The 3,180-nt window shown below is 47.0% G+C and carries 1 protein-coding gene; it reads right to left on the reverse strand.

The genetic code is table 11. The features are described 5' to 3' along the window. Positions 1–2,675 (reverse strand): hypothetical protein (locus tag KDK18_RS04730; protein ID WP_257253567.1); only part of this gene is annotated, 2,675 nt, incomplete at its 3' end. Positions 2,676–3,180: the final 505 nt, after the last annotated feature.

Consider the following 3,180-nt stretch of genomic DNA (forward strand, 5'->3'; position numbering starts at 1 on the left):
GTAGCCTCCAGGGATGGTTTGTCAGTGGCTACCTCTTCCCCGGTAGCCTCCAGGGCTGGTTTGTCAGTGGCTACCTCTGGTTCAGGAATGTATCGGGGTTCAGATCCCCGGGCGATTTGTCGGTCAAGCTCATTCTCAATGGCGGCAATACGCTCATCAACGTATGGCCGACCCGCCATATCAACGCCTCTATCCAGCCACCGGAGTTTTGCTTCAATGAGCCCGATCTTATCCTCCTCATTGAAACAACGCTCGCAGTTAATGTTGAGTTGACGAGCAATTTTATTGTTTCTCTCTCTTCTGAAATCTTTACTGCCATGGATGTCGTTTGCTTCTTTGTCTAATGCCTGAATTTTGCTTTTTAGGGCATTCTTCTGGTGCTTCAGGCTGGTACCTTTGTCAAATTCTACTTTCAGAACTAAAGCCAGTTCTGCAACTGTATCCTTGCCTCTTTCTTTAGCAGCAGGGTTTTCACTCTTGTCGATGTTCAGCTCGTTTTCTACAGCTTCAAGCATCCTTTCCTGTTGTCTTAAAACACGCGCATCCGGTAGCGGGTCGTCGACATAAAGGTCAAGAAAATCTCGAAGGTTCCAGGCTCTTGCTTTCTCGTCGTTGCTCCACTCCATGTCTATTTTCCAGATGAAAGCTTCCATCTCACGAAGCATGTATTCCGGGATTTCACAGTCAAATATATGGCGAACTCTGTTAAGTCTTGTTACTTTGTTATCCTCTTTGTTAACTTCGATTTCTAATATTTCTTCTACTCTTTCCAGTGTATCCAGAGCCTCCTGTTCTGCCTCTTCTATGGCTTTTGTTGCGTATGAGTGAATGTTCTCAGAAATGGCGTTACGACGATGATACACATCGTCCTTGCTATTGAGTCCATCCATCTTTAGGGCTTTTTCCACTGCAGTCAGTTTCTCAAGTACTTCAGGCATGGTTTCGGGGTGGGCTGGTCTTCGATCAATTTCTTCTTCCGAACCTGCAATTGTCTCAGGTTGTTGACGCTGACCTTGTTCCCGGTCAGTGATTGATATAAGTTTTTGAGCAAGTTCCGACATTCTCAAGCTTTGCCTGATACTTTGAGAGGCTGATGCCAGTGTGTGCTCTGTCAATTCATTTTGCTTTGCGAGCAATGCCTCTGTTGTCCTGAGGTTCTCTAACTGGTTTTCTATCTCCAGTAGCTGCCCGACAAAGTCGCCGATCACTTTGGCCACAAAGCCCTCGTTCTGGCCGGAAGAATCATCAAAAGGATCATTAAAATCACCGCCATACGGATTGGTGCGAAAGGGCGCAACTTCGTGAATAGTCTGAACAAGGTGCCGGTTAGTCAGGAAATTTCTAAGAACAGGTTTGAAGCCGAAGTGTCTTAACAGTTGAATATGCAGCCAGGTTGGCGTGATGTACTGCGAAGTGAAACTGACGTGTGTCATTGTGAATTCGACTTCATCTGCTCCATCTGAAGTAGCACTGGCCAATGCCTGCTGAAGATTTTCAAAGAATGCAAGCTCTACTACCTTATCATCGTATTCTTCACCGATGTCGAGTCCGGCATCGTGCTTTGCAGATAAACCCTCCAGTATCGTCATCTGCCTGCTTCGAATGATGTACCGGTAGCTTTTGACTTTGTCTTTTTTAACCTTTGCCGTGTACTTATGATCATAACCGATATGCCCCTCCCAGACGTCACGGAGCCCTTCAACGAGAGCGATATCGGTGGGGTTCTGTTTCTGACCACGGAAAACAATAATATCTCCCGGAGTCTCAGTCACTTCCAGTTTTGGATAACCAGCAGGTACAGCATAAGCCTGGGTCTCATCCTCGACGTGTACAACATAGCCGACGGGTTGATGGTATGACAAAAAATCCTCCAGAGCTCCCCGTTGTAGATCTTTCCCGAGAACATGAACCCGGGTATAGGCAGAGGTGGCCGCTGCGAAAAGCGCATCATCATTGACAAAAAGCGATTGACCCAGTCGCTTTAACTCAGGAGGCTGATCACCTGCTGCGATAAAACGCATGAAAGTGCGCCCGTTCACTTCAACCTTGTCTACCTCAAGGGTGGCAAGGGCAACATAGCTATCGGCTCCGCCAAGCTTTCCTGCTATTTTATTCGCACCTTTCAGCACTCCCACCAGATTAACGGGGCTGGCCATTCCAGTAAACGGTTCTAATGTCCAGGTGTCTCCTGATTGAGCGCAAACAGTCTCAATTGAATCCTGATGGGTCATACTGTCTCTGACTTCGATAAGCAGTTTCTCTTCTGCAAGGTTATGGGTAAACCTGAAGACCCCTTCATTACCTACCTTCAGGACTTTGGTGTACTTCAGAGCAACGTCATTCTCGTCTGTTTCAAACTGATCAACACTGGAAACGCCACCCTCGATGCCAGAAAGGACGTCTGTGAAGCCTTCAGAAGGAATGTCATAGCCTGCTCTGACTTCGGTCTGGTCAGGATAGGTAGTGGTAAAGGATTTAGGTATTGGCTGCGAGTCATCATCCAGAGTTGGCTTAACGATGACCTCGCTCTGGGTAAACTCTACCTGTTCATTGCCCGAAATATCGACAGATTTTGTCTGCAGCTTGCGATCGGCCAGTGCGTCTGTAGCCATGATGGAGGAGCTGATGGCAACTGCTACTGCAAGGCTTAATGCATTGGGGCGGGCATGTGTCATGGTATTACCTCGAGGCTGGGTATTTTTATTACTGTGAAAAGCGATTGCCACACCGGGGGAGGAAGCGACTTATTAATCGCTTACGGCTGTCAATTGCTTATCTGAGTAGCTTCAAGGCTTTTCTACCGGAGCAGTCTCTGTGGGCTCAGAAGGAAAGGTTACACTTGACGCCAGCACTGGTGTTTCATTAGTCAACTGTCTGGTAATCATGTTAGTTGTTTGTTGCGTGATTAATTCACCATAGCTTTCCTACTTGTCCCACTTCTCATCAGCTTTAATTTGGTCGCCAGAGATGGCAGTCAAAAAGCTTGATTGATGGAGATTCCTCTTGTCATTAACAGGCGTTTTCTACTATCGCCCAGCTGCTACTCGTGGAAGGCACCAAAAGTGTAGAAGTAAGGAATACTTTCTGCATGGGAAAAAGACCATTTGGGCATAATTTCCCTGAAATATTTCTCCCAGCCATGCTCAAACATCTCCATGGAGTGATCGCGGCGTTCACGAA

It is taken from the genome of Endozoicomonas sp. SESOKO3 (assembly GCF_024606255.1).